Source organism: Paractinoplanes rhizophilus (genome assembly GCF_042664765.1).
Lineage (GTDB): Bacteria > Actinomycetota > Actinomycetes > Mycobacteriales > Micromonosporaceae > Actinoplanes > Actinoplanes rhizophilus.
The window spans coordinates 35,539-54,432 of the sequence record NZ_JBHTBJ010000016.1; the positions used below are offsets into that span (position 1 = coordinate 35,539).

The 18,894-nt window shown below is 70.6% G+C and carries 20 protein-coding genes; 6 read left to right on the forward strand and 14 right to left on the reverse strand.

The genetic code is table 11. The annotated features are described in order from the left end of the window. Window positions 1–492: 492 nt before the first annotated feature. Window positions 493–1,047: a hypothetical protein gene (locus tag ACFQS1_RS21875; RefSeq protein ID WP_378971225.1), complete on the forward strand. Its 555-nt coding sequence runs from the start codon at window positions 493–495 to the stop codon at window positions 1,045–1,047. Between the two features lie 62 nt (window positions 1,048–1,109). Then, window positions 1,110–1,532, forward strand: a complete 423-nt coding sequence (locus ACFQS1_RS21880) for a DUF4190 domain-containing protein (protein WP_378971227.1) — start codon at window positions 1,110–1,112, stop codon at window positions 1,530–1,532. An 81-nt stretch (window positions 1,533–1,613) separates the two neighbouring features. Here the strand turns inward: ACFQS1_RS21880 and ACFQS1_RS21885 are convergent, their stop codons facing one another. From ACFQS1_RS21885 to ACFQS1_RS21900, 4 genes are all read right to left on the reverse strand, one after another. Beyond that, window positions 1,614–2,309, reverse strand: coding sequence for a 2OG-Fe(II) oxygenase (locus ACFQS1_RS21885; protein ID WP_378971229.1), 696 nt, complete (start codon window positions 2,307–2,309; stop codon window positions 1,614–1,616). A gap of 110 nt (window positions 2,310–2,419) precedes the next feature. Continuing rightward, window positions 2,420–2,989 (reverse strand): PepSY domain-containing protein, encoded by a 570-nt coding sequence (locus tag ACFQS1_RS21890; protein ID WP_378971231.1) that lies wholly within the window; start codon window positions 2,987–2,989, stop codon window positions 2,420–2,422. An 88-nt stretch (window positions 2,990–3,077) separates the two neighbouring features. Beyond that, window positions 3,078–4,388 carry a sensor histidine kinase gene (locus ACFQS1_RS21895; protein ID WP_378971234.1) on the reverse strand — a complete coding sequence of 437 codons (1,311 nt, stop codon included), beginning with the start codon at window positions 4,386–4,388 and terminating at the stop codon, window positions 3,078–3,080. Further along, complete coding sequence (locus ACFQS1_RS21900) at window positions 4,381–5,058, reverse strand: response regulator transcription factor (protein ID WP_378971236.1); 678 nt, start codon at window positions 5,056–5,058, stop codon at window positions 4,381–4,383. Before ACFQS1_RS21900 ends, ACFQS1_RS21895 begins: the two co-directional genes overlap by 8 nt. A 101-nt stretch (window positions 5,059–5,159) precedes the next feature. Between ACFQS1_RS21900 and ACFQS1_RS21905 the strand changes: the two genes are divergently transcribed. Next, window positions 5,160–5,495: a VOC family protein gene (locus tag ACFQS1_RS21905; protein ID WP_378971239.1), complete on the forward strand. Its 336-nt coding sequence runs from the start codon at window positions 5,160–5,162 to the stop codon at window positions 5,493–5,495. Here ACFQS1_RS21905 and ACFQS1_RS21910 read toward each other — a convergent pair. The 5 genes from ACFQS1_RS21910 to ACFQS1_RS21930 form a co-directional block, all read right to left on the reverse strand. Further along, window positions 5,486–7,084, reverse strand: a complete 1,599-nt coding sequence (locus ACFQS1_RS21910) for an ABC transporter permease (RefSeq protein WP_378971241.1) — start codon at window positions 7,082–7,084, stop codon at window positions 5,486–5,488. The two genes, ACFQS1_RS21905 and ACFQS1_RS21910, sit on opposite strands and share 10 nt — an antisense overlap. Next, on the reverse strand, window positions 7,075–7,854 hold the full coding sequence (locus ACFQS1_RS21915; RefSeq protein WP_378971243.1) for an ABC transporter ATP-binding protein: 780 nt from the start codon (window positions 7,852–7,854) through the stop codon (window positions 7,075–7,077). The genes ACFQS1_RS21910 and ACFQS1_RS21915 overlap by 10 nt, the downstream gene beginning before the upstream one ends. A 31-nt stretch (window positions 7,855–7,885) precedes the next feature. Next, a complete protein-coding gene (locus tag ACFQS1_RS21920) occupies window positions 7,886–8,518 on the reverse strand; it encodes a hypothetical protein (protein ID WP_378971245.1) in 633 nt (210 codons plus the stop codon). Window positions 8,519–8,599: 81 nt separating this feature from the next. Continuing rightward, complete coding sequence (locus ACFQS1_RS21925; protein WP_378971247.1) at window positions 8,600–10,222, reverse strand: sodium/solute symporter; 1,623 nt, start codon at window positions 10,220–10,222, stop codon at window positions 8,600–8,602. After that, a complete protein-coding gene (locus tag ACFQS1_RS21930; protein ID WP_378971249.1) occupies window positions 10,219–10,602 on the reverse strand; it encodes a DUF485 domain-containing protein in 384 nt (127 codons plus the stop codon). Before ACFQS1_RS21930 ends, ACFQS1_RS21925 begins: the two co-directional genes overlap by 4 nt. Before the next feature lie 296 nt (window positions 10,603–10,898). Here ACFQS1_RS21930 and ACFQS1_RS21935 point away from each other — a divergent pair, with 296 nt between their 5' ends. Both ACFQS1_RS21935 and ACFQS1_RS21940 read left to right on the forward strand, forming a co-directional pair. Next, entirely contained in the window at window positions 10,899–12,224 is a 1,326-nt protein-coding gene (locus tag ACFQS1_RS21935) for an AAA family ATPase (protein ID WP_378971252.1), read from the forward strand. A gap of 69 nt (window positions 12,225–12,293) precedes the next feature. Further along, a complete protein-coding gene (locus ACFQS1_RS21940) occupies window positions 12,294–12,782 on the forward strand; it encodes an RloB family protein (RefSeq protein ID WP_378971492.1) in 489 nt (162 codons plus the stop codon). 79 nt (window positions 12,783–12,861) lie between these two features. Here the strand turns inward: ACFQS1_RS21940 and ACFQS1_RS21945 are convergent, their stop codons facing one another. The 3 genes from ACFQS1_RS21945 to ACFQS1_RS21955 form a co-directional block, all read right to left on the reverse strand. After that, the gene (locus tag ACFQS1_RS21945; protein WP_378971254.1) at window positions 12,862–14,502 is read right to left on the reverse strand and encodes a DUF4153 domain-containing protein; all 1,641 of its coding nucleotides are present in this window, start codon (window positions 14,500–14,502) and stop codon (window positions 12,862–12,864) included. A gap of 84 nt (window positions 14,503–14,586) precedes the next feature. Continuing rightward, entirely contained in the window at window positions 14,587–15,603 is a 1,017-nt protein-coding gene (locus ACFQS1_RS21950; RefSeq protein WP_378971257.1) for a sensor histidine kinase, read from the reverse strand. Further along, window positions 15,600–16,289: a response regulator transcription factor gene (locus ACFQS1_RS21955; RefSeq protein ID WP_378971259.1), complete on the reverse strand. Its 690-nt coding sequence runs from the start codon at window positions 16,287–16,289 to the stop codon at window positions 15,600–15,602. Before ACFQS1_RS21955 ends, ACFQS1_RS21950 begins: the two co-directional genes overlap by 4 nt. Before the next feature lie 310 nt (window positions 16,290–16,599). Here ACFQS1_RS21955 and ACFQS1_RS21960 point away from each other — a divergent pair, with 310 nt between their 5' ends. After that, window positions 16,600–16,767, forward strand: coding sequence for a hypothetical protein (locus tag ACFQS1_RS21960; RefSeq protein WP_378971261.1), 168 nt, complete (start codon window positions 16,600–16,602; stop codon window positions 16,765–16,767). Between the two features lie 52 nt (window positions 16,768–16,819). On the opposite strand, the gene ACFQS1_RS21965 is transcribed toward ACFQS1_RS21960, so the two are convergent. Both ACFQS1_RS21965 and ACFQS1_RS21970 read right to left on the reverse strand, forming a co-directional pair. Further along, the gene (locus ACFQS1_RS21965; RefSeq protein WP_378971263.1) at window positions 16,820–17,563 is read right to left on the reverse strand and encodes a LytR/AlgR family response regulator transcription factor; all 744 of its coding nucleotides are present in this window, start codon (window positions 17,561–17,563) and stop codon (window positions 16,820–16,822) included. Between the two features lie 31 nt (window positions 17,564–17,594). Then, window positions 17,595–18,788: a sensor histidine kinase gene (locus ACFQS1_RS21970; protein WP_378971265.1), complete on the reverse strand. Its 1,194-nt coding sequence runs from the start codon at window positions 18,786–18,788 to the stop codon at window positions 17,595–17,597. Between the last annotated feature and the right edge of the window lie 106 nt (window positions 18,789–18,894).

Sequence of the window (18,894 nt, forward strand, 5' to 3'; positions counted from 1 at the left end):
AGTACAGCCCGTGACCTCGTCACAAGCTGTAGCCTTGACATTCCGGACATCGCAGCCACCTTGCTAGGGTAGTTGAACTGTAGCGGTCAGCACGTTCCCCTTGGCGGCATGCCACCTTCTCGCCCGCAGGCTGAGAATCCGCGAGCGTCGCTGGGTTGTGAAGCCAAAGCTCAAGTGACCCAACGGCGTTCTGCACCACGTCTCGGCCGCCGCCGGCGGCGGACTGCTTCCCACTAGCGCAGTCGGGTCACTCCAGCGATATTGGAAAGCCTTGGGGGCGACGACAAGCTCCGGAAGTCCTGTAAACCACGCTGCCGAAGGGCAAGGGCGGTTGTACAGCAGGGAAGTACCGCCACCGAAGACACCCCAGAGGCGGAACCGGAACATCAGGAGCCGCCGAGCCTCGCATTCGACTCGATCCAACCAAGTCGCCGTGACCCGCTCGGTGAAGGGCGCCTCCAGGCAGCGTCGTCGGCCGAGTAACGTGCCGCCATGAATCTCGCAGCCGTAGCTGGTCAGGGGCCGTGGTGGGCAGCCCCGGTAGCAGCTCTACTCGGTGCTCTGTTGGGCTCGGGAACGACGCTGACGACAACGTTCCTACTGGATCGTCGCAAGGCAGAGCGAGATGCTGTCAACGCTGAGCAGGGCAGACGGCGCGAAGCGTACTTGGAGATCCTGACTTGGATGGCTCGCGCGAGGGACGAGCTACGGCGAGCCATCAATGACGAACGCTCGTTTGACGACTCTTTCGCGGATGAAAAGGAACAGGCCCGGCTTGACGCACTCACCGAGTTGACTGCAACCCCTGGGTTCCGTCATGCACTGTCCGGTTGGCCCGACGCGCTCCATGCCGCGTTACAGAGCAACGAACTTCTACGCACGTTGTCCGAGGATCACCCGGATAGGGTCGAAGCTACGTTCGCCATCCGGGACCGGCTTGAACGTGAGCTCGAAACCCTCCAAGACATCATCGAGGCGGTGCGGATCCAAGCACGACGCGATACATCGCCTAGCGCTCGCACGGTTGAAGGGTCGCCGATTAGGTGATCGACAGCGCCCGAATCGTCGACCACCCTGTGATGGCCCGTCACCGAAGAGGGATAGCCGCGATGACCTACCCGCCGCAGGACCCCTACCAGCAGCAGCCGTATCAGCCGCAGCCTCCAGTGCCGGCGCCGTACAGCCCAGGCCCGTACCCGCACGCCTACCAGGCCCAGCCGGCCTACGCGCAGCAAATCATCGTCACCCAGCAGGCGCCTGCGTCCGGATCGGCCACCGCGAGCCTGATCCTCGGGATCCTGGGCGTCCTCGGCGGCTGGTGCCTCCTCGGAATCCCTTGCATCCTCGCCGTGATCTTCGGCCACGTAGCGCTCGGCCAAACTAAGGACGGCACCCGATCCGGCCGCGGCCAGGCCGTCGCTGGCCTGGTCCTTGGCTACGTGTGCGTCATCCCCGCCCTGTTCCTGTTTTTCTCGGTGTTCATGGGTCTTTTGAACACCGCGGTGACCCCGGACGCCACGCCGACGCCGTAGCCGTGCGCTACCAGCGCCGGTCGCTGCGGGCGGTCCGGTCACGCCGGGTCGTCGATACGCCATCAGGCGGCCGAACTGGGCTCACGCGGCGTCGTGGAAGACCAGGCCGAGGGTGTGGCGCCGCCCGGAGCGGATCGTGCTCACGCCGTGCCGCATGGGCGCGTTCGACCAGCCTCGCTTCGTTGGCACCGGGCGGTCTCGGGTGGTGAACACCAGGCCGTGGCCCTGCGGCAAGGTGGTGGCGTGGCCGCGGGATTGGGCCCGGGCCCGCTGCTCGGTCATCAGGAACTCGCCGCCGGTGTAGTCGGTGCCGGGCGCGTCGAGGCCGATGACGACCTGGAGCGGGAAGAGCATGTCGCCGAAAACGTCGCGGTGCAGGGCGTTCCAGTCGCCGGGTCGGTAGCGCAGCAGGATCTGCGCGGACTTCGACTGGCCGGCCTGGTGGCACAGCCGCAGCCACTCGTCCAGGCCGTCCGGCCAGGGTGCGGGCCTGCCGAGCTTGGCCGCCCAGTCCCGGGCGATGGGCAGCAGCTGCGGATAGAACGACTCCCGCAGCTGCCGCACCACGTCGGGCAAGTCGTGGGTGAAGTAGCGGTACTGCCCGGATCCGAACCGATGCCGGGCCATGTCCACAGTGGTCCGGAAGCGGTCCGGGTCGTCGTACATGGCGGAGATCTCGCGGCATTGCGCGGGCGTGAGGATCGGGCCGGTGAGTGCGCTGCCGTATGCCTCGAGGTCGGTGACCCAATCGCTGGACATCGTCGTCAAAATGGTCATCGTCGCCTCCATTTCCGCTCCCCACTCTGCGGCGCGGCCGGCCCCCGATGCTGGCGGGATTCGGACGTCACGCTGCGAAGGCGCCGGCCCGGAGGAAAGGGCGGCCGGGATCAGTCCGCGGTCTTGCGCAGGACGTTGAAGCCCTCATCCAGGTCGACGTCCCACTCGGTGTTGTCGGCGGCGCGCACCTCGACCTCGTACGCCGCATCGTCGTCGGCCTCCACGTCGGTGACCGTGCCGCCGCCGACCGCGTCCAGGGCTGCCCGCGACGCCGACGCCCGCTCAGCGGCGGTCAACACGCGGTCGTCAGAGCCGGCGGAGGAGGAAGAGGCGGCGGAGGAGGAAGAGGCGGCGGCGGACGAAGAGGCCGCGACGGCGGAAGAGGGCTCCTGAGCGATCACCTTGAGGTCCTTGTCCAGCACCACCTCCACCTCGACCCCATCCGGCCTGCGAATCTCGACCTCGTAGGCCTCGCCGCGGTCGTCGCTGGTCTCGACCTCCTGTACGGTGCCGGGCACGGCCTGGGTGGCGGCGCCGGCGACCCGGTCACGCTCGTCGCCGCCGATGCCGCCGCCGATGTCGGCGCCGGCCGAGGTGGCCCACGCGACGCTGCCGGCGCCGAGGGCGGCGACGAAGACCGCGGCCGGGATGATGACGCGCTTGGTGCGAAGCTTCCGCATGATGGGTGGCCTTTCTGGTACGGGATCGGACTGCCCACACCCTGCGCCGGCGGCGCTGAACCTCGCCTGAATCCGCCTGAAAACGCGTTCAGCCAGGCAGCCGTACGACGAACCGCGCACCGCCCAGCGCCGACGACGTCACCTCGACCGTGCCGCCGTGCGCGGTGACGATCTTCCGCACGATCGCCAGGCCGAGGCCGCTGCCACCGGCGTCGCGAGCGCGGGCCTCGTCGAGCCGGACGAATCGTTCGAAGACCCGGTCCCGCTGGTCCTCCGGAATGCCGGCGCCGTCGTCCTCGACGATGAGCTCCACCGCGCCACCGGCCTCGCGCACCGCCACCGCTACCGTGCCGCCGGCGTGCCGGGCGGCGTTGTCGACCAGGTTGCGCACCACCTGGGCGAGGGTGGTCGGCTCGCCCCGGACCCGGCCGGCGCCGATGCCGGACGTGTCGACCCGCAGCCCGGGGCGGCCGGCCCGGCGCGCCTCGGTCAGGGCCAGGTCGTCGAGGTCCACATCGTGCGGCCGGGGCGTCCCGGCCGCGCCGTCGGCCCGGGTCAGCAGGAGCAGTTGCTCGACCAGCCGCTGCAGGCGAGCCGTCTCCTCCAGCACCGCCTCGGCCAGTTCCCCCTCCGGCAGCGCCTCGGGGTGGTCGCGGGTCACCTCGGCCGCCTGCCGCAGGCTGGCCAGCGGCGACCGCAGCTCGTGCGAGGCGTCGGCGACGAACTGCTGCTGGCTCGCGCGCGCCCCCTCCAGCCGGGCCAGCATCCGGTTCATGGTGCGCGCGAGCCGGTGGATCTCGTCGCGGGACGGCGGCTCGGGCACCCGCCGGTCGAGCCGGTCGCCGGTGATCTCCTCGACCTCGCGCCGGATGCGTTCCACCGGGGCCAGCGCCCGCCCGGTCACCACCCAGGTCGTCGCGCCGACCAGCAGGAGCACCAGCGGCAGGCCGGCCAGCAGCGGGGTCGCGAGGGCCGCCGTCGAGTCGTCGACCTCCTCGAGGGAGACGGCCACCGAGACGGTGTGCTCGCCGGCGTCCTCGGTTGCCACCGCGTACGGGTGGTCGGCGCCGGACGGTCGCACCGTCTCCGCGCCGTCGAGCGGCAGCGGCTCGCGAAGCGGCGCCGAGGAGCGTACGACGGCACCGCTTTCGTCGAAGACCTGCCAGACCAGATCGGTGTCGTCGTCGGCGTCGGCCGGTTCGGCGGGCGGCAGCCCGGACGTCTCGATCTGCTCGGCCAGCGCGGCGGCACGTTGCTCGGCGGTGCTCGCCAGCCCGTCGCGCAGCGATTCGCGCATCAGCGCCACGAGCACGGCCGCGCCGGCGACCAGGGCGACCGCGACCACCAGCACCGCGACGGCGGTGGTGCGCAGCCGCACCGAGGCGCGGCCCTCAGCCACCGTCGCTGCCCAGCCGGTACCCGGCGCCGCGCAGGGTCTGGATCGACTCCCGGCCGTACGGGCGGTCGATCTTGTTGCGGAGGTGCCGGACGTAGACCTCCACGATGTTCGGGTCGCCGTCGAAGTCGGTGTCCCACACCGCGTCCAGAATCTGCCGTTTCGAGACCACGTCGCCATGGTGCCGGGCCAGGAAGGCGAGCAGCGAGAACTCCCGCGCAGTCAGCTCGATCTCGGCGTCGCCGCGCCAGACCCGCCGGGCCGCCGGATCCAGCCGCAGGTCACCCACCTCGAGCTGGGTGGGGCGCTCGCGGGCGCCGCGCCGCGCGATCGCGCGCAGCCGAGCTACCAGCACCGGGAACGAGTACGGCTTGGTCAGGTAGTCGTCGGCGCCGGTGTCGAGCCCCTCCACCTGGTCCCATTCGCCGTCCTTCGCGGTCAGCATCAGGATCGGCGTCCAGTCCTTCTCGGCCCGCAGCGTCGCGCAGATCCGGTACCCGTTGATCCCCGGAAGCATCAGGTCGAGCACGATCGCGTCGTACGTGTTCTCCCGGGCCAGCCAGAGCCCGTCCACGCCGTCGTGCGCCACGTCGACCGCGAACCCCTCCGCCGCCAGCCCGGCCCGCAGGGACCGGACCAGCCTCTTCTCGTCGTCGACGACGAGGACGCGCATGGGCCGCCTCCGGAGGATCGGAAAAGCCCATCCTCGCCCACCGGGCCTGAACGCGCGCTGAAAGACCTTGCGGTCGACGGGAAGATGGGGAGATGGGGGTCGTGCTGCGCAAGATTGACTGCGTCATGGTCCGGGTCGACGACCTGGACGCCGGGGCCGCGTTCTATACCGGCACGCTCGGCCTCCGCGAGATCTGGCGGGACGAGACGTCGGTCGGCCTCGGCATGCCAGAAACCGACGCCGAGGTTGTGCTGCACACCACCGACCTCGAGTACGAAACCCACTACCTGGTCGACGACGTCCGGGCGGCGACCCGGGAGTGGCAGCACGCGGTGAGAAAAGCGCCGTTCGAGATCGCCATCGGCTGGTGTGCCGTGCTCGAGGATCCGTTCGGCAACGCCATCTGCATCCTCGACATGACGAAGGGTCAGCGCTGAGGGGACACCGCCGCGAGCAGCTCGGGCGCCCTCTTGTCCACCAGATCGGCCGCGATCCCCGAGCCGATGAGAAAGGCCGCCGCACCGTACGCGATGCCCACCGGCAGCCCGATCCACAACCACACCGGCCCGAGTGCCAGCGCCACGATCTGCAGCGGCAGGCTGACCAGCACGGCACCGAAGAGCACCCCGAAGGTGAGCAGGCCCTTCGCCGGTCCGCCGCCTGACGACATCGCGAACGGGTTCGTCGACGCCGGGAAGGCGTACGCGGCCCGCACCGACACCGGCAGCACCAGCCCGAGCCCCACGCCATAGGCCGCAATCAGCAGGCCGAACGTGCCCGGAATCCGGCCCGGCGAAGCGGACAGCGCACCGACCAGCACCGCAACCACGACGAGCAGCGGGATCGTGTAGATGGCGTGCGCCGCGGCCCGCGAGTTGATCTCGACGCGGCCGGGGACGCCGGCGGTGATGTTCGTGGCGTAGGCGCTGCCGTCGAAACCGAACTGGTTGGCCAGCGCGAGCGCGGCCAGCGCGCCGACGAAGATGACCATGCTCCCGGGTGAGCCCGAGCCGATCGTGAGGCTGACCGGCAGGAACAGGGCGACCATCGAGAACGTGAGCAGGCTGGCCCGCCGCCGGGTCTCGCGCCACCAGTACCGCATCTCGCGGGAGACGAGCGCGCCGAACCGGGAACGCGGCAGCCGCCGGACCAACAGCAGGTCGACGGGCGTCCGGTCGGTGCCGGTGGCGCGCCGTCCGCCTTCGGCGGCCGTGCCGAGCATGGCGTTCTCGAGGGTCGCGCTCCACCACCACAGGAGGCCGCCGATGGCGGCCAGGGCGATCAGCAACTTCAGCGGGGCGGCCCACGCACGCCCCGCGGCGATTTCCAGACCGATGGTGTACGGGGACCCGAGCGGCGTCCAACCGATCACGTCGGCGACCGTCGCCACGGTGTCCCAGTCCGCGCGTTCGGCGCCGGCGAGCACCGCCAGCTGCAGCGGACCGAGCGCCGCCGCGAGCAGCGCGAGCGCGATCGCGGCCAGGTCGCGGGACCGGCGCGAGCGCAGCGCCGTGGCGAACGCGCTGGTGACCGACCGGCTCACCGCGACGCAGAGCAGGAGTCCGCACACGATGCCGGCGAGCTGGCCGAGCGCCGCGACCGGCCCACCTAGCTGGGCCGCGGTCTGCACCATGCCGGCCGTGGCGACCAGCGTGGCCACCGCGGGCAGGCCGACCAGCGCGGCGGCGAACATGCCCCGGACCAGCGTGCGGCGGCGCAGCGGAAGCAGCGCGAAGCGGGCCGGGTCGAGCGACTCGTCGACGCCGAAGAAGACCAGCGGCAGGAACAGCCAGCCCAGCACGATGACCGTGCCGCCGAGCGGCAGCAGGATGCCGGCCGCGTGCGGGTCGTCGGCCACGCCGGGGATGGCGAAGATCGCGTAGCCGGCGACCGCGAAGAAGCCGGAGAACAGCACGCCGACCACGAACATGGCCACCCGGGCGGGGCGCCCGCGCAGCCCGTTGGCGATCAGCCGCAGCTTGAGCCGGACGAACGGCCCGATGCCAGGCGCCGCGGTCACAGCCACGCCAGCTCCGAACCGGTGGCCACCCGGCCGCCGACGACCTGCACGAACACCTCTTCCAGCGAGCGGTCGCCGCGCACCTCGGCCAGCGTGCCGTGCCGCCGGAGCACGCCGTCGGAGAGGATCGCCACGTGGTCGCAGAGGCGCTCGACCACCTCCATGACGTGGCTGGAGAAGACCACGGTGCCGCCCCCGGCGACGAAGCGCTGCAGGATGTCGCGGATCAGCGCGGCCGAGACCGGGTCGACGGCCTCGAACGGCTCGTCCAGCACCAGCAGGCGCGGCCCGTGCAGCAGCGCGCAGGCCAGGCCGATCTTCTTCTTCATGCCGGCCGAGTAGTCGACGACCAGCGTGCGGTTGCCGACGCCGAGCTCGAGCACGTCGAGCAGCTCCCGGGCGCGCTGGTCGACGGTCGCCGCGTCCATGCCGCGCAGCAGCCCGTGATACGCCAGCAGCTCGGGCCCGGTGAGCCGGTCGAAGAGGCGTACGCCGTCGGGCAGGACCCCGAGACGGGCCTTGGCCGCCGCGGGATCCGCCCAGACGTCGTACCCCAGCAGGAAAGCGCGACCCTCATCGGGCCGCAAGAGGCCGACGGCCATCGACAACGTCGTGGTCTTGCCGGCCCCATTGGGGCCGAGCAGGCCGTAGAAGGAACCGGCCGGCACGTCGAGACTGACCCCGGAGACCGCGAGCTTGGCGTCGAACCGTTTGACCAGCCCGCGCAGTGACATGGCCGCGACCTGCTCGTCCGTCCGTTGCGTCGGCACCGTCATGACCCGACGGTAACGGGGGCCGGCCAGCCCGTCACCCCACCTTTTCGATCACGGCCCGGCGGATCAGGAACTTGCCCGGCTCGCGGACCTGCTCGAACGCCGCGTTGTTGAGCAGCACGCAGCTGCCCGACGGCGTCGCCACCTTGACCGTGATGCTCTTGTTGTTGTCCAGATTCGTCACCTTGAGGATCGTGCCGATCGGGAAGGTGCCGCTGGACGCGAACGGCGCTCCGGCCTCGCCGGAGAGCGTGACGGTCGAGCCCTTGCAGACGACCTCGCCCGCGTTACCGGCATTTCCGGCATTTCCGTTTCCCGAAGCCGGCGGTTTGGCCGGCGCGGCCGGAGCCGCCGGAGCCGCCGCGCCGGGCACCTCGGCGGCCACGTTCGCGTTGCAGCCCGCGACCTGCCGGCGCTGGTTGATCAGGTCGACCACCGCCTGGCGGTTCGCGATCCGCGCGTCCGAGAGCGCGTCCGGGTTCGCCCGCTGCCCCGCGATGAACTGCAGGTTCTGCCGGAGCGCCTGGTCGAGCCCGACACAGTTCTCGCCGGCGCTGCTCACTCCGGTGCTGATCGCGAAGGCCCCGCCGGCGATCGCCAGCGCCACCCCGCCGATCACCAGCTTCCGCGTACGCCCGGACATGTTGTTCCGCCGGTACCGCCTCATGAACCCGCTCCTTTGCTCGGTGGTTGCCGGGAAGTACGCGGCGCCCGTACGCGAAGGATCGGGGGTTGACCTTAAACATCCTTAAATGCGGAGCGATTCGGGAGCATGCAGCCGCAGCATGGTGGCGCCGATGTCGTGCGGCACCCGGCGACTGGTCAGCAGCGACCCGGCCACCATCACCAGGAACGCCAGCGGCACCGTCCAGGCCGCCGGCTGCCCGATCAGCTGGGCCGGCCATCCGGTCAGCGGCGGCCCGAGCACGGTGATCAGCACCGCCCCCATCGCCGCCCCGCCCCCGATCACGATGCCCGCGGCCGCGCCCAGGTCGGTCAGGCCGCGCCACCAGATGCCCAGCACCAGCAGCGGGCAGAAACTCGACGCCGCCACCGCGAACGCCAGCCCCACCACGCGGGAAACGTCCATGTTGGAGACGTAGAGCGACAGCGTGACCGGCACGATCGCGGCCAGCAGCGTCGCCACCCGGAAGTCGCGCACCGAGCCGCCGCGCCCGGCCCGCAGCACGTCGGTGAAGACCACCCCGGCCACGCTGGTGAGCAGGCCCGACGAGGTGGAGAGGAAAGCGGCGAGCGCGCCCGCGGTGACCAGCGCGCCGAGCAGCCGGCCGAGATGCCCGCCGCCCAGCGCCGCCTCGGGCAGCGTCAGCACCACCGCGTCGGTGCGCCCGGTCATCAGCAACTGCGGCGTATAGACCCGGCCGAGCACCCCGTACAGCGTCGGGAGCAGGTAGAACAGGCCCACCAGCGCCAGCACGACCAGCGTCGTTCTTCGCGCCGAGGCGCCGTCCGGGTTGGTATAGAAGCGGACCAGCACATGCGGCAACCCCATCGTGCCGAGGAAGGTCGCGAGGATCAGCGAGTACGTCGCGAACAGGGTCCGGTCGCCGCCCGGCAGCAGCCACTCCGGCCCGAAATGGGCGTCGACCGTGCTGACCCGCGGCACCGGGTCGCCCTCGTCGAAATGCAGTTCCGTGCCCTTGGCGACCTCGACGCCGTCGATCTCCGCGTCCTGCTCGACGACGACCGAGGTGGCGGCCGGAAAGACGGCGCCGGCGGGTGGGGTGACGGCCGGGCGGCCGTCCGACTGCCACTGCAGGGCCAAAAAGATCACGGGTACGGCCAATGCGGTCAGCTTGAGCCAGTACTGGAACGCCTGCACGAACGTGATCGCCCGCATCCCGCCCAGCGCCACGTTCGCGGTGACGACCACGCCGACCAGCAGCGCGCCCCACACGTACGAGCCACCGGTGACCGTCGTGAACGTCAGCCCCGCGCCCTGCAACTGCGGCACCAAGTAGAGGCAGCCGATGAACACGACGAACACGCTGGCCAGCCGGCGCAGCGTGGTCGAGCGCAGCCGCACCTCGCAGAAGTCCGGCAGGGTGAACGCGCCCGACCGGCGCAGCGGCGCGGCCACGAACAGCAGCAACGCCAGATATCCGGCCGCGAACCCGACCGGATACCACAGCACGTCGACGCCGTAGCGCAGGATCAGCCCGGCCACGCCCAGGAACGACGCCGCCGACAGGTACTCGCCGCTGATCGCGGCCGCGTTCCAGGACGGGCTCACCGAGCGGGAGGCGACCAGGAAGTCCGAGGTGGTGCGGGCGAAGCGCAGCCCGTACGCGCCGATGCCGACCGTCACCAGCACCACCAGGACCAGGCCCGGCACGACGTACGGGTTCACTGCTCCGGCTTCCGGATCAGCGCGATGAAGTCCTGCTCGTTGCGTTCGGCCCAGCGCACGTAGGCCCAGCCGACGCCGACCAGGAAGGGGAACGACAGCACGCCGAGCAGGACCCAGGGAAGATTGACCCCGAGCACCTTCACCGAGGCGACCCCGGGCGCGGCCACGAACAGCAGCGGCAACGCGCCCAGCCCGGTAACCACCACCAGCGCGAGCCGCAGGGCCAACGCGAGCTGGGCGCGGACCAGCCCCTTGACCAGCGCCTCACCGACGGGCGTCTGTTCCGCGAGGTCGGCCCGGGTGCGGTCGGTCGGGCGGCGCCGGGCGGCGATCTCCCCCAGCACCACCCGCGTACGCTCCGGTGATCCGTCCCCGCCCATGTCCGGAGTCTTCCGACCCTGGCCGGGATGTCAATAGCTCAACGCATGCCACCTGCGCATTGCCGGCGAACAGCTCGTCGGCCGGGCCGCGTGTCATCGCCGGCCGGCTCACTTTGAACCGGAGTTGCATGGCCACGGCTTGCCGAACGGGTTCGCGGTCCCCGGCCGGCTAGACGGACAACCGACAATGATCGTGCACGCTCAGGCCTTCCCGTGCATACTTTGCGCACGGAACACAGCGAGGGTGCAGTGCGAGTGCGGCGTGGTGAACCTGCGCGCGCAGGGGTGGAGACGACATGCTGATTTCCTTCCGAGTCGAGAACTTTCGATCGCTCAGGGACGAGGCCGAGCTGTCGATGGTGGTGCCGAGCTGGGCGGAAACCGATCACGCAACTGTCGAGATGCCTGGAGCCGCCGAACTCAGAGTGGGTACGGTGGCTGGCATCTTCGGCTCCAACGCATCCGGCAAGACAACCGTTCTACGGGCTATGTGGCAGATGTCCGCTATGGTGCTGAGTTCTCACCAGAAATGGAAGCCGAACGCCCGCGTGCCGTATTCGCCATTCTTTGTAGAGCCCTACGACGGGCAGCCTACAATGTTCGACGCCGACATTCTGGTTGAGGGCGAGCGTTATCAGTACGGTTTTCGGTTCGACCATCAAAAGATCCTGGAAGAATGGCTGTATTCCTTCCCAAAGAATCGCCCTCGATTGATTTTCGAACGGGACGAGAGCCGCGAGGTGGTTTTTCGGTTCGGGCGTGCGCTGCGCGGGCGTCCAACGGTGATCGCTGACCTCACCCGCCCTAACAGTCTCTTTCTCTCAGCGGCAGCCGCGAACAATCATCAACAGCTCACGCCAGTGGCCGAGTGGTTCGACAATCACTTCGTCCGCGCAACCTTCGACGACCGGCAGATCCGCATCAGAGCGACGCTTGCGCTAGCCAAGGAGGATCCCTCCAAGCGTAAGGTTCTCGACCTCTTGCGGTCCGCCGATTTGGGCATCGAAGACGTCCGCTTCGTCGATCACGAGGTGGACGAGGAGACTAGGGTTCGCGTTACGAACGTGATGAGAGCCATCAATCCGGAGCAGACTTTCGAGGAAGTCGACTGGAATGAGATCTCCCAAGAAACTCAGTTTCAGCATCGCGTTGAAGGAAATAGAGTGTCCTATCTCAGCATAAATGATGAATCGGATGGGACGCGCGCCTGGCTCGGGCTGATCGGACCGATGCTTTCAGCTCTCGAGAGCGGGCAGACCCTCGTCGTCGATGAGCTCGACGCCAGCCTTCACCCCAAGCTAACCAGCGAAGTTGTGCGCTTCTTCCATGATCCTCAGCTGAACCGCAACGGCGCTCAGCTGATTTTCAATACACATGATCCATCTCTGATGGGCGCTCTGCTAGGGGACTCACCGCTTCGGCGCGACGAAGTTTGGCTGACGGAGAAGGGAAGCGACAGTGCTACCCGGCTTTATCCTCTTACTGACTTCAAACCGCGCAAGGCGGAAAATCTAGAGCGGGGTTACCTCCAAGGTCGATACGGCGGGGTCCCCTTCGTTGACAGAGATCTCGCTATCGCAGCTATAAAACACAACTACGGCGGTGATCGTGCCTCCGCGTAGACCCAGTCGCGCCGAATACTTGGTGCGTCGCCGGGGCAATCGTACGGTGCGCCAACGCTTCCTTCTGAGATAGCCAAGGAGCGAGGCGACCCGCTTCGTCTAGTGCGCGAAGCCTCAAGGCGCCGGGACGAGGCGGCTCGCATCGCGACTCGCGATGGCGACGTAAATCTCCGGTATGACTCGGTGTGGTGCGTGTGCGACGTAGACGAGCATGCGCGCCTCGCCGAGACAGTGCGGTTCGCCGCACGATCCCACATCAACATGGCGATTTCCAACCCGTGCTTCGAGCTTTGGCCGGCGCTACACTTCGACGGTTGCCGAAAGCACGTTACTGCCGCGCGGCTGAAGACTATTCTGCGCGGAAAGATGAAAGGCTATGAGAAAAGCCTCGACTGCACGCAGCTGAACGGCTTGCGCGGGACAGCGCTCCGAAACGCTGCCGCATTGGACGATTGGCACGCGCGAAACGGCAGCGCGCCTGGTTCGAACCCCTCTACCGGCGTGTGGCGATTAGTAGAACGACTTGAGGGAGGAGCGGGCTCGCCTGCCGTGAGGTGAACCTATCTGATCGGCCGGTATCGCGGCGGCTCTGCTCGACCGGCGAGGGCCGGAGCGGAGTTGCGCGGTGGCGGCAACGTCAATAGCAGTTGCCTCGCGGACTTTCTGCGATGATCTCGCGGGCTCGCTCGCGCCCCAGGTTCCAGCCGCGCCAGTCGTCCGGGTGCAGGCGGAGCGGGATGCTCATCCGGCCGAGCACGCAGGCGCGCCGTGCCGGGTCGAGACCGTCCAGGCCCGGCGCCGCGTCCGGGGACAGCGTGCCCAGGTAGGCGAGGTCGACCGTGCGGCTCTGCTTGATGTTGTGCTCCGCGATCAGCCGGTCCGGGTTGGCGGCGGCAAGACCGAGCAGCGCCAGCACCCCCGCGGCGATGGCGACCCGCGGCAGCCAGCGGGCCCTCATCCGTACGCCCGCGGCCAGCACCAGCAGCAGGACCAGGCCGAACCATCCCTCGCAGCAGGCCACCAGCAACCGCAGCCGGGTGAGGCCGTACGTGTCGGCGTACAGGTTCATCCGGAACAGCGCCGAGCCGACGATGACCAGGGTGAGGGCCGCGAGCGCGCCGAGGATGACCCGGATCAGCAACCGGTCGGCGGGGGTCGCGCGGGGCGCCCAGCGGACCGTGCCGGCCAGCACCACGAGGGTCAGGCCGGTGACGAAGGCAAGCTGCCAGAATCCGCCGCGCGCGTAGGCGGCGTACGTCAGTCCCTCGGTCCGCAGCACGTGCCGGTTGCCGCCGAACAGCACGGTCAACTGCACCGCGACGAAGCAGGCGAAAAGCAGCACCAGCAGGCCGAGCGGCACGGCCCACTCGAAGCGATTGACCTTGCGGCCCTCGGTGGCGTCGAGCGGGGACAGGTCGGGCGGGCCGGCGCGCAGGAACGCGGCGCCGCCGAGGGTGAGCAGCGCGACGCCGAAGACGAAGATCCACCGGACCGTCGTGGGAACGCCGATGCTCGGGGTCAGCCGCGAGAGCGCATCGGCGAACGCGGCGTCGGCCGAGGCGAACAGCGCGCCGAAGACGGCGAGCAGCGCGATCGATACCGCGATGGTGGTCGCGACCCGTACGTTCGCACCGGTCCCGGATGGGCGGCGCAGCCGAGTCGCGCCTTGCCGCAGCCAGGGCACCGAGCGGAACGCGGCGACGACCGGCATCGTGTAGCCGACCGCGATACCGCGCAGCGAGCGGCCGCCGGTGAGGGCGAGCGCGCCGGTGAGCGTGGCGGTCGCGAGGCAGAGGAGGAACAGCCACCCGGCCGAGCGGACGGCGCCGACCGCGAGCAGGGCCACGGTGGCGGCGCCCCACGCGTACCTGTCCCAGCCGGCCCGGACCGGCGGGCGGACCACCAGCGGCGCCGGCGCGCCGGGGAGCGGCCGGACCGGGACGGCGCGGGCGACGATCAGCGCCGCGGTGGCGGCCAGTGCGGTGATCGGCCAGCCGGCCCCGGCCCGGTCGAGCGGCAGGCTGAGCGCGGCGACCGAGGCCGCCGCCACGATCGCGACGACGGTGACGGCGCCGGCCGGGCGACCCGCATCCGGCCAGTACCGGGCCCAGGGTGCGAGGGACGGCCAGGGCCCGTGGATCGCCGAGGGATGGACCGGTGGCCGGTTCGGCGGCGCTGCGTTCGGCGGCGTTGGGTCCGGCGGCACCAATGTGGCCGGTCCGGTGGGCCGGGCCGGTCGGCGCGGGTCGTAGGCCTCGACTCTCGGCGGGTTGTCCATGGGCATACCTCCATATTTCGGGCATGAGTGAAATGCACGGACCCGTTCCGGGTGGTCGTGCTGGGAAGAGGGCGGCGTCGGCGGTCAGGCCGCCTGAAGCGGAAGGGTCACGTGGATGTGGCAGCCGCGGCGGTCGCGGCCGGGGTCGACCACGGCGATCGTGCCGCGGTGCAGTTGGACCACCCAGCGGGCGATCGCCAGGCCCAGCCCGGTGCCGCCGCTGGCCGAGCGCTCGCCGCGGGTGAAGCGCTCGAAGACCCGCTCCCGCTCGGCCGGCGGGATGCCGTCGCCGTGGTCGGCCACCGCGAGCAGCAGATGGTTGTCGCGGCGCTCGGCGCGCACCAGCACGGTGCCGCCGGGCGGACTGTGCCGGGCCGCGTTGTCCAGCAGGTTGGCGAAGACCTGGTGCAGCCGCTCCCGGTCGCCCGGCACGACCACGGCCGGCGTGCGGATCTCGAAAAGCACCTCGCGGCCCGCGCCGGCCGCGTTGACCCGGGCCTCCGCGACCACGTCGTCGAGGAACGTGGGCACGTCGATCGGGGTACGGACCAGCGGGGTCACGCCGGCTTCCACCCGCGACAGGTCGAGCAGCTCGGTGACCAGGCGGCCCAGGCGCTCGGTCTGGGTGAGCGCGGTCTGCATCATCTCAGGATCGGCGCCGGCCACCCCGTCGACGATGTTCTCCAGCAGACCCTGCAGTGCCGTGATCGGCGTACGCAATTCGTGCGAGACGTTCGCGATGAGCTCGCGCCGCTGGTGGTCGGCCGCCTGCAGGTCGGCCGCCATCCGGTTGAACGCCTCGGCCAGCTGGCCCACCTCGTCGCGCGAGGTGGCCCGCACCCGCCGGCTGTAGTCGCCGCGCGCCATCGCCCCCGCGGCCGCGGTCATCTCGCGCAGCGGTGAGGTCATGCCGTGCGCGAGGAACTGCAGCGTGGTCAGCGCGACGACGATCGCGGTGACCGAGGTCCAGAGCGGGAACCAGCCGAGCCACAGGGTGAACCAGGCCATGCCGGCCGCCCCGGCCCCGATCAGGATCATGCCGATCTTGATTTTGATGGACCGCACCGGATCGAGCGGCCGGGGCAGCGGAAGCCGGATCACCTCTGCACCTCCAGGGCGTACCCGACGCCGTGCACGGTGCGGATCAGGTCGGGCCCGAGCTTGCGGCGCAGCCCCTTGATGTGGCTGTCCACCGTCCGGGTGCCGGACGCGTCCGCCCACCCCCACACGTCGGCGAGCAGCCGCTCCCGCGGCAGCACCGTCCGCGGGTGGGCGGCCAGGTGCACGAGCAGGTCGAACTCGGTCGGGGTCAGGTGCGCCTCGATCCCGCCGCGCAGCACCCGCCGCTCGGCCTGATTGATCTCGAGGTCGCCGAACCGCAGCGTGGGCGGCGCGGCCGGCGCCGGCGTGCTCTTGGCCGCCCGCCGCAGCAGCGCGTGCACCCGGGCGGCCAGCTCCCGCATCGAGAACGGCTTGGCCATGTAGTCGTCCGCGCCGACCGCCAGCCCGACCAGCAGGTCGGTCTCGTCGTCGCGGGCGGTGAGCATGAGGATCGGCACCGGCCGCTCGGCCTGGATGCGGCGGCATACCTCGAGCCCGTCGAACCCGGGAAGCATCACGTCGAGCACGATCGCGTCCGGCTGCACCCGGCGCGCGGCGTCCACCGCCGACGGGCCGTCCACCGCCACCTCCACCGCGAACCCTTCGGCCCGCAGCCGAGCCATCACGGCGTCGGCGATGGTCCGCTCGTCCTCCACGACGAGCACCCGCCGCTGCCCTGTGTCCACGCCCGCCACCTCCCGCATTGCCCCCACCAGCATCTAACCCGGGGCGGGCAAGCCGCCGGTGCGCCCCCGTGGCGCACCGGCCGGCCTTTCGGTCGAGGAGCCTAGAGATCACCCGTGCAGACCGGGCGGCGAGTTTGTGAACGACCTGTGGAGATGCCACCCGCCGCCGGGCTGCCTGTGGATAACTCTGTGGAGAAACCTGTGAGCCTGTGGACAACGCTGTGGACGTACGTGACGGCCGCCACCCCACGGCGGCGGCGGAGATCCGGTAGCGTGCTCGGTCGTTCAATATCTACGGGGAGATCTTGACGTGAAGATGCACCGTCACGCCCACGGCATGGCCCTGCTGGCCGCCGGCGCGCTGACCACCGTCCCACCCGACCGCCCGGGCTGGCGCCGCCTGCCCGAGCCGAGAAACCCACACCCACGCGTACGGCCTCTGCGCGGCGCCCGCGTCAACCGAGCCCGCGGGCGCTGAGGCCGTTCAGCAGCCGTAGGCAGTGACGGTTTGGGCCCGCGTGGCGCGTTCGTCAGCGGGTCCAGTCGTGCTTGGCTGCCCTGATCAGCTTGTCCTTCAGCTCACGCGTGTGCCGCCGGCTCACCGGCAGCTCGACCCCGTCGACCGCCACCACGTAGCCCGACCCGGTCAGGCGCAGCTCGGCGATCAGCCGGATCTGCACCAGATATGACCGATGGATCCGCACGAACCCCGCATCCGCCCACCGCTCGGCCAGCGTCGCCAGCGAGACCCGCACCAGATGCGACGCGTCCGCGGTGTGCAGCCGCGCGTAATCGCCCTGCGCCTCCACCCACCGCACCGACGAGCGCGGCAGCATCCGGGTGGTGCCGGCCAGCTCGACCGGGATCGCCGGCTCGTCCGTCGGGGCGGCCGGAGCCGGGGCCGGCAGCAGCCGCGTGCCGGAAACCCGGCGCAGCGACTCGCCGAGCCGCTCGGCCCGTACGGGCTTGCGCACGTAGTCGGTCACGCCGAGGTCGAAAGCGTCCACCGCGCCGTCGTCGTACGCGGTCACGAAGACGATGGCCGGCGGGCGGGCGAACCGCCGCAGGATGCGGGCCAGCTCCATGCCGTCGAGGCCCGGCATGCGGATGTCCAGGAACACCGCGTCCACCTCGGTGTCGCGCAGCACCCGCAGCGCCTCGGTGGCGTCGCCGGCCCGGTGCACGTGCGCGACCCGGCCGTCCGCGTTCAGCAGGTAGGCCAACTCGTCGAGCGCGGGCGGCTCGTCGTCCACTGCCAGGACAACCAGGCTCACGTCGACCCGGCCTTCGCAACGCAGCGACCGCTCATGCTCGTACCTCCGGATGGAATTTCGGCACCCGCATGCTCACCCTCGTACCCGCTCCCGGCGCGGTTTCCACCACCAACCCGAAGTGATCGCCGAAGACCGAGCGCAACCGCTCGTCCACGTTGGTGAGGCCGACGTGCTGGCCGTCGTCGGTTTCCGGCCCGCCGGGGGCGAAGACCGACGGGTCCATCCCGACGCCGTCGTCCTCGACCGTGATGTGGCACTCGGCACCCGCGTCCCGAGCTTCGATGCTCACCATACCGACGCCCGGCTTGCGGGACAGTCCGTGGCGCACGGCGTTCTCGACGAGCGGCTGCAGGCAAAGAAAGGGCAGGCCCACCGGAAGCACCTCGGGCGCGATCTGCAGGCGCACCTGGAGGCGGTCGCCGAAGCGGGCCCGCTCGATGGTCAGGTAGCGGTCGATCGAGCGCAGCTCCTCGGCGAGCGTGGTGAATTCGCCGTGCGCCCGGAACGAGTAGCGGGTGAACTCGGCGAACTCGAGGATCAGCTCGCGGGCCCGCTCGGGGTCGGTCCGCACGAACGACGCGATCGCGGTGAGCGCGTTGTAGATGAAGTGCGGGCTGATCTGCGCCCGCAGCGCGCGCACTTCGGCGCGGGCGAGCCGCTCGCGGGACGAGTCCAGCTCGGCCAGCGCGATCTGCGACCCGGCCCAGCGGGCGGCCTCGGCGGTGGCCTGCACGAGGCCGGGCACCGGCTGGTCGTCGGCGATCGCGACCAGTGCGGCGGTCGCGCGACCGTCGGGGCCGGCCAGCGGCGCCACGACCGCGCCGCGCACCATGCAGTCGACTCGGTCGCAGGGCAGGTCGCCGGCCGCGAGCACGACCGACCGGTGGGTGGTCAGCGCCCGGCGGGCCGCGCCGGTGAGCTGGGCGCCGTGGTGGCTGCCGCTGCCGTCGAAGGCGAGGCACCGCTCGCCGTCGTCGATGGCCAGGCCGACCGCGCCGACGAGCGAGCGCAGGTGCCGGATGGCCTTGCCGGCGGTGGCCGTGGTGAGCCCGCCGCGCAGGGGTTCGGCGGCGAGCGCCGCGGTGTGCAGGACGTCGTAGGTGGCCCGCTGCATGGCGGTGGCGATGCCCCGGCGGGCGCGCAGCCGAAGGACGGCCATCACCGCGGCGCCGAGCCCGGCGAGCACCGCGATGACGGCGAGAGCGCTCCCCACCTGCCCGGCCATGCGCCAGATAGTAAGCCCCGTATTGCTGGGAACACGGTAGCCGGAACTGCCCGCGATCGGCCTTGAAGGGGCGATTGCCCAGCGGAGCGAAGCGGAGCCGGTCAGG

Excerpts from the sequence above, each read along its gene's own strand:
- ACFQS1_RS21945 (WP_378971254.1), bottom strand. The coding sequence starts at position 14,502 with ATGGACAACCCGCCGAGAGTCGAGGCCTACGACCCGCGCCGACCGGCC.
- ACFQS1_RS21930 (WP_378971249.1), bottom strand. The coding sequence starts at position 10,602 with ATGGGCGGGGACGGATCACCGGAGCGTACGCGGGTGGTGCTGGGGGAG.
- ACFQS1_RS21890 (WP_378971231.1), bottom strand. The coding sequence starts at position 2,989 with ATGCGGAAGCTTCGCACCAAGCGCGTCATCATCCCGGCCGCGGTCTTC.
- ACFQS1_RS21875 (WP_378971225.1), top strand. The coding sequence starts at position 493 with ATGAATCTCGCAGCCGTAGCTGGTCAGGGGCCGTGGTGGGCAGCCCCG.
- ACFQS1_RS21920 (WP_378971245.1), bottom strand. The coding sequence starts at position 8,518 with ATGAGGCGGTACCGGCGGAACAACATGTCCGGGCGTACGCGGAAGCTG.
- ACFQS1_RS21885 (WP_378971229.1), bottom strand. The coding sequence starts at position 2,309 with ATGACCATTTTGACGACGATGTCCAGCGATTGGGTCACCGACCTCGAG.
- ACFQS1_RS21900 (WP_378971236.1), bottom strand. The coding sequence starts at position 5,058 with ATGCGCGTCCTCGTCGTCGACGACGAGAAGAGGCTGGTCCGGTCCCTG.
- ACFQS1_RS21880 (WP_378971227.1), top strand. The coding sequence starts at position 1,110 with ATGACCTACCCGCCGCAGGACCCCTACCAGCAGCAGCCGTATCAGCCG.
- ACFQS1_RS21915 (WP_378971243.1), bottom strand. The coding sequence starts at position 7,854 with ATGACGGTGCCGACGCAACGGACGGACGAGCAGGTCGCGGCCATGTCA.
- ACFQS1_RS21935 (WP_378971252.1), top strand. The coding sequence starts at position 10,899 with ATGCTGATTTCCTTCCGAGTCGAGAACTTTCGATCGCTCAGGGACGAG.
- ACFQS1_RS21970 (WP_378971265.1), bottom strand. The coding sequence starts at position 18,788 with ATGGCCGGGCAGGTGGGGAGCGCTCTCGCCGTCATCGCGGTGCTCGCC.